Source organism: Chromatiales bacterium 21-64-14, from assembly GCA_002255365.1.
Lineage (GTDB): Bacteria > Pseudomonadota > Gammaproteobacteria > 21-64-14 > 21-64-14 > 21-64-14.
Map to the genome: position 1 here is coordinate 1 of NCBI01000077.1, position 6,306 is coordinate 6,306.

General features: G+C 66.1%; 7 protein-coding genes. All 7 read right to left on the reverse strand.

From position 1 onward, the window contains the following. The coding region (locus B7Z66_15695; GenBank protein OYV74662.1) for a hypothetical protein at window positions 1–1,065 on the reverse strand (1,065 nt) is incomplete at its 3' end. 172 nt (window positions 1,066–1,237) lie between these two features. Continuing rightward, window positions 1,238–1,714 (reverse strand): hypothetical protein, encoded by a 477-nt coding sequence (locus tag B7Z66_15700; protein ID OYV74663.1) that lies wholly within the window; start codon window positions 1,712–1,714, stop codon window positions 1,238–1,240. Then, window positions 1,711–2,706: a hypothetical protein gene (locus B7Z66_15705; protein ID OYV74664.1), complete on the reverse strand. Its 996-nt coding sequence runs from the start codon at window positions 2,704–2,706 to the stop codon at window positions 1,711–1,713. Before B7Z66_15705 ends, B7Z66_15700 begins: the two co-directional genes overlap by 4 nt. Window positions 2,707–2,711: 5 nt before the next feature. Further along, the gene (locus B7Z66_15710; GenBank protein OYV74665.1) at window positions 2,712–3,227 is read right to left on the reverse strand and encodes a hypothetical protein; all 516 of its coding nucleotides are present in this window, start codon (window positions 3,225–3,227) and stop codon (window positions 2,712–2,714) included. Between the two features lie 2 nt (window positions 3,228–3,229). Continuing rightward, window positions 3,230–3,727: a hypothetical protein gene (locus B7Z66_15715; GenBank protein ID OYV74666.1), complete on the reverse strand. Its 498-nt coding sequence runs from the start codon at window positions 3,725–3,727 to the stop codon at window positions 3,230–3,232. 50 nt (window positions 3,728–3,777) lie between these two features. Beyond that, entirely contained in the window at window positions 3,778–5,667 is a 1,890-nt protein-coding gene (locus tag B7Z66_15720; protein ID OYV74667.1) for a hypothetical protein, read from the reverse strand. Window positions 5,668–5,744: 77 nt separating this feature from the next. Beyond that, on the reverse strand, window positions 5,745–6,215 hold the full coding sequence (locus B7Z66_15725) for a hypothetical protein (GenBank protein OYV74668.1): 471 nt from the start codon (window positions 6,213–6,215) through the stop codon (window positions 5,745–5,747). Between the last annotated feature and the right edge of the window lie 91 nt (window positions 6,216–6,306).

A 6,306-nucleotide genomic window follows, 5' to 3' on the forward strand; every position in this document is an offset into this window, starting at 1 on the left:
AAAGCGGAGCTGGCCGCGGTTGCGCAGGTCCAGGAAGAAATAGTTATCCTGGGCGTTGTTACCGTTGGGCGGTGCCGGCTTGGATGCGTCGAACAGCATCCGGTCGTCGTTGCGATTGCGCCATGCCTTGTTGGCTTTGTACCAGAAATCGATGGTACCCGCGGCGCCGATCTGGGTGTCGGGCGCGATCCCGGTGTCCACCGCATCGATTTGGCTCAAGCGGGTATTGTTCGGAATGTTTCCACCACGGCACACCTTGCCCGGAAAGACCGTGTTGGCCCGGCCCACCGCCGTGCCGTTGTTGGCGTTGCCGCTGCTGTCACGTACTTCCCCCGCGGTGCCGTTCCAGCTCGTTTCATCCATCCGGTAGTAAGCAAGTACCGGGACCACGGTTCGCGAAAAGCGGATGGCGGTTCCGTTCAGGGCGCCGATGCTGGAATAGCTGATCAGGGCGTAGTCGCTGGTGGTGAGTTCCCAGCCGATCTGGGCGTGTCCCTGGGACGGATTGTTGCTGGGCCCGAACTGGTAAGTGAAGTCCCCGTTCTCGTACAGGATCGCCTGCAGGTTGAAAAAGCTGCTCGGTTCACCCCACTCCGGCACGTTGGTGAAGGTCACCACGAACTCGCGATTGGGGGCGGTTCCGAGCGTCGCGTAGGTGATGGTCCCGCCGAGCAACGGGTCCAGGTCGTTGGCGTACACCCGCATGGTACGCACCTGGCTCGAATTCGGGATCGGATAGGGGTAGGTGCGGGGTGGACCGATCGTCTGCGTGCCGTAGCCGCAGAAGTTGTTGTTGAACTGCAGCCGCCCGTTGGACATGATCTGGACCGTGGTGTAGTTCACGCCCCCGAAATTGAAGGTAAAGCCGAGCGGGACCGGGGCGGTAATGTCGTCGTCCACGGGCGTGCCGCCGCCGGAGCACTGGCTGGTGTTGGACCACGTCACCGGCGTATGGCCTGCGGGGGAGATCCAGCCAAAGGTGGTGGGCGCGCTGGTGTAGGTGGCGGCCCGCGCCGGCGTGGCCCCCGCCAGCCACAGGCAGACCGCCAGCAGCAACCAACCCACGCGCCGGGTAGGCCGTGGGCACCGGTAGCGTCCGGGCGCCTGACGGGTATCGACGGCTGGGTACAAAACCATGTTCATTGGCAAGCCCTGGCTAGAACGGCGACGCGCGTTCGGTAGGGGATCGCCGGTATAGCGTCCGGACGCGCCGGCACTTGAACTGTGCGCGCGGCCATCACGGAGGCAGCGGCGCCCCGGTGGTTACCATGGCGCGGATGTGGCGCGACACGTAGTCCGGGTTCGCGGGACCGCCCCCCTGAGCGGCGGTCACGTCCACCCGCTCCAGGTCGTACCAGTCGTTGCCCTCCTGGAAGCCGCCGGTTTTGCCCGCCGGCGGGTTTTTGAAGTCGTCGCAGGTCACCTGAACCTGAAAGCCCTGCAGGACGCCGCCGCTCAGCGTAAAGCTCGTGGTCTTGCCGCCCGGTTGGCAGATCGCATCGTGGGTGGCTTGACTGGTAGTGGCTTCGTAGACTGCCCACTCGCGTCCGGTTTCGGCGGCGAAATAGGCGCGCACGCCCTGCAAGGACAAGGCGGTAGCGGTTTGCTGCACCGCGCCGATGGTGACGATATAGGCACCGAGCGACGCTAGTACCACCACCAGGAAGATGGCGCTGACCAGGGAGAATCCGCGCTGTCTGGGTTCCGGGCTCATGGCGCGTTCACCACGTGTACCTGTTGGAACAGGGCAACGGTCTCGCCGGAGTCCGTGATGGCGAGCGTAAGCGTCACCAAGCCGCTGCGGGTGCTGGTCCCAGGCTGGTAGTCGAAGGCGCAGCTCGAGACCTTGTTGGCCAGCAGCGCGCTGGAGGCGGCGTTGAGCGGAGCCGCGGCCGGGTTTACCGCCTGCACCGCCCCGATGGGGTAGTTGGTGTAGCGGCGGACCTCGCCGGTGCTCAGATCGCAGATGTAGCTCACCGGCGTGTCCACGATGTAGAAGCGCTGCTGGGGTGAGCGGAACGGAAAATGCCAGCGATAGGGGGGGCTGTCCAGATCGCTGTTGTCGAAGCTCACGCTGTCCGGTGGCGTCCCGGTAATGGCCGAAATCGTCGCGATGTTGCCGACATAGCTCGCTGCGGCACTGCCCGGGCCCAGGTAGGCATTGGCGCTCTTCCCGGAGGGCACCGGCGCCGACGCCGGCTGTCCGGCGTTGTAGATCACCAGACACCAGGCATTGCCCAGCAGACACTGGGCCGAACCCGTGCCGGTCCGGTATTGGCTCGGCGGTGGCAGATTGCTGAGCCCCCCCAGCACGTCGAATGTATCGCTGCTCTGGTTGAAGGCGAGTGGATTGCCAGGGGGTTTGGCGCGGTAGCGGCCCCCGTCCAGCACATGCAGGAATTCGATCCCGCAGATTTGGCCGGGGATCTGACATCTCACCTGTCCGGTGTTGCCGGCGTTGTCCGCGACGCGCACGCTGTTGGGGAGCGCTTGACGCAGATCGCGGGTCATACGCGTGAGGGCCAGATCCGCGGTGTCCACCAGTGTGGCCCTGCGGCCCTGGGCAACGTAGCCCTCCATGGCGCTGGTGATGAAGCCGGCGCTGATGCCCGCGATGATCCCGGCGACGACGATCACGATCACCAGTTCAATGAGCGTGAAGCCACTGGTGCGCGCGATCGGTGCGGTATGGGTCGTGGGTTGCATGGGGCTCAGTACGCGGTGCGGTACGCGGATATCGTGATGTCCAAATCCGGCACGGCACTGTTGGTCACGGTGACGTCGATACGCTTGCTGGCGGTGGCCGGTATTCCGTTGAGCGCCGCACAACTGACCCGCACCTTGACGATGTATTTACTCAGGTCGATGAGCGACGAGCCAGGATCCATGGGAGTCCCGTTCTGATCCCGGGGGGGCGCATCCACCAATCCGTTGTAGTCGCCCACATCGTTGTAAGTGGCGCGAGTCTCTCCGGGGTCCGGACCCAGGGTCGCCGGATTGCAGGGCGCCGTGGTGTTCGGTGGGTTGGCGAAGGACTGCAGCATGATCTCCTCCAGGTAGGACTGCGCGATGGCGGTGGCCTGCTCGGTGATCATCGGGTCCGCGCTGTGGCGTACGGTTTGGTTGATCGCCAGCAATACCCCGGTGACGGCGATCGAGACCACCACGATGGAGATCACCAGCTCAATGAGCGTCATTCCGCGCGCGCAGTTCGGTGTCCTGGCCATGGTCAGTGCACGAATCCTGTTTCGTGTTCGACGATGATGGTGCGCGGGGTACGGCCGCCGATGACCACGGACGGATTCGTGGTCAATACCGCATTGCTGGCGGGGTCGATCGGACGGCCGAGCTGATCGTAGTAGAACTGCATGGTACCCACGGTGACACCGGAGGGTGGGGCGCCGGTGAACGGGCCGCCAGCGCCGGGTTTGCGCACCGCGACGCTGAAGGCGCCGGTGGTGCAGCCCGGTCGTCCGAGCAGCCCGTAACCGGCGGGGCTCACGCTGACCTCGATGTCGCAGCCCGACGCCACTGCGAGCTTCTGGGCGTAGCGTACCGCGGCCAGGGTGTCGTCATAGAAGCCGCGCTCCTGGAAGTCCTGCAGGACGAAGTAACGCGACGCACCCACTGCGGCCAGGATGCCGGCCACGATCAACACGATCACCAGCTCCACCAGGGTGAATCCGGCTGCGCCGGTGAATGGACGTTGTTGCATTTTTCCGCGCATCGCTGCAGAAGACGGTCGGGGGGCTATCCAGGATATCGACCCGGGCCCACTCAGCTTGACCCGTGGTGGGCGGCGCGGGCGGCGGCGCGCATCTGCTTGAGGGCGTCCTTCAGCCGTCGGCGAACGCGAGCCGCCTGCTGCGCGTCCCCGGCCTGGGCATATACCCGGGCCGTCAGGTCGTAGTACGCCAGCAGCTTCGGTTCCGGGTAGTACCAATAAGGCAGGCCGGTGGCCAGCAGGTGGCGGGCAGCGGCACGCCTACCCTGGGACAGGAGGAATTCCGCGGCCATGCTGCGGGCCTGATAGAAACGCGGGTCGAGCTTGAGGGCATGGGCATAGCAGTGGTTCACGCGGGTCTGCCAGCCGGGTCCCGCCAGGGCCGGGTTCTGCTCCAGGAGCAACGCCTGCACATAGAACGACTGGGCGCGCAGCGGATTTAGCCGCTGCGCGGTCGCGAGGGTCCGCAGCGCCTCCTGGAAAAGCGCCCGGCGATCCGCCGCGGGGAGCTGTGGTCCGCGCTGCAGCACTTCCCGCAGCAGGTCCGCTCGCGCCAGCCGCACGCTGTCGGCGCTGGGGACCGCCCGCAACGCCCGCAGCAGGTCCGCGTCCGCCTCCGGCAGCCGCCCCTCCTGCGCCTCCAGTTTTGCCCGCTGGTAGTAGTGATCCGAAAGGCCCAGGGCTGCGAAGTAGCTCAGGGGCAGCAGCGTGGCGAGGCCGATGATCAATGCATAGGCCGCCCGCCCGAGCCGGCGCGACGGTCGCAGGGTAATCGTGCGCACCGGCAGCACGGCTGTGCTGAGGGCCTGAAATCGGCCCAGCAGGAGTCCCGCCACCAGGCCGATGGGCAGGATGTAGAGGTTGAAGGTGACGAAGCTGTGGGCGGCCACCGCCAGTAGTGCGGCGAACAGACTCGCGAGTTCGATGGCCTGGTCCGGAGCGGGGCGCGCCGCCAGGGTGCGCCGAAACCGCGCGAGGGTCGCCAACAGCACCGTGATCAGCAGTACCGCGCCCACCACCCCGGTTTCGATGGCGATCTGCAGGTAATCGTTGTGGACGTAGAATCCCCCGCTGGTGTCCGCCGGGTTGCGGTAGGGGGGCCACGCCAGCCAGAAGGTTCCGAGCCCAGTGCCGAACCAGGGGTGGTGCAGAAACATGCGCCACGCCCCGGTCCAGATCACGAAGCGGTCCTGCCCGGCGCTGGCGGGGTTGAACAACGTCTCCAGACGTCCCACCACTCCGCCGTGGACCAACAGATTGGCTGCGGCGAAGGCGCCGCCCACCAGGAGAACCAGCCGGGTCGCGGGCCCGCGGACCCCCCGGTGTCGTGCCACCCACACCAATACCGCGAGTCCCAGGGCCAAGGTCAGGGCAGCGCCGCGGCCCTGCACCAGGGCCACGGCGAAGGCCAGCATCAACACCGCCCCGCCCCACCCGTAACGGCGCCCGGGAGTGGCGAGCAGAAAGCGGCCCGCCACCGGCAGCAGGATCAGATTGAGAAACGCGGCGTGCGAGTTGGGGTTGAGGAACAGGGAGCGGGGCTGGATGTGGTCCGCCAGGGCCTGCCACACCCCCTCCAGGGCCATGGCCAGCCCCACCGCCAGCGCGGCGGCGCCCACCCAGCGCCAAGTCCGCTCCGGGTCCGGGGCCAGGGTATAGAGCCAGAACATCAGCGGCAGGGCGCCCACCCACCAGAAATTGATGGCGCTGGCATAGGGCACCTCACTCCACCCGATGGACGCGCCGATCCAGAACCAGAACAGGGTCAGCGTGACCGCGATGGCGGTGCCGGGCAGGCGGATCCCGCGCCGATGCCCGCATGCGAGATTCCCGGCGATACCGAGGACTACAGCGCCCAGGCTGCACCCGAACGCGATGAGGTGGATGCCGTTGAAGAACAGCGCGCTGACCAGAGCGGCGGCGAAGGCGAGGGCGGTGACCATCCGTGGACCCGTTTATAACACAAAAAAAGCGGGTTCCGTTGCGCGGAACCCGCCCGGTAGCTAGGATCCCATGGGGATCAGGGGACGTTGCTGAAGGTGGTGTTGCCGGTGTTGTAATCGTAGGTAATGTACATCTTCGGAACACCGCCCACTTGGTACTTTTGATAGCTGAAGGTGCAGACAGTACCGTTTAATGTCGCCGAGTAGTCGGCGCCAGCAACGGTAGACGCATTGGGCGGATTCTGCATCACCCCATTCCAGACGTTGTTGACGCAGTCCGTGGGGCTTGCCACGCTGGGCCAGCCGCTGGTGGTCATGGCCACGTTAGCCCCCTCCATAGCTATCGGGCTCGCTTGGCCGCGCGCCAGCCACAGGGCATGGGCAAGGGATACCCCAGAACTCAGGCCGCCCGCGGTTCCCGCCACCGCCGCTTGGTAGGCGTCGGTGGTGACGTTGATGAAGCGGGGTAGGGCCGTGGCGGCCAGGATACCCAGGATCACGATCACGATCACCAACTCGATCAGGGTAAAGCCTTCCTCGTTCCTCATTTCCATCTCTCCCAGTCGTCCAGTCTCAAGCGGTCCCGCGTCGGTCCAGGGGTGCCGCGTCCATCTCCGGCGGGGTCAGTCCCCGGGCATC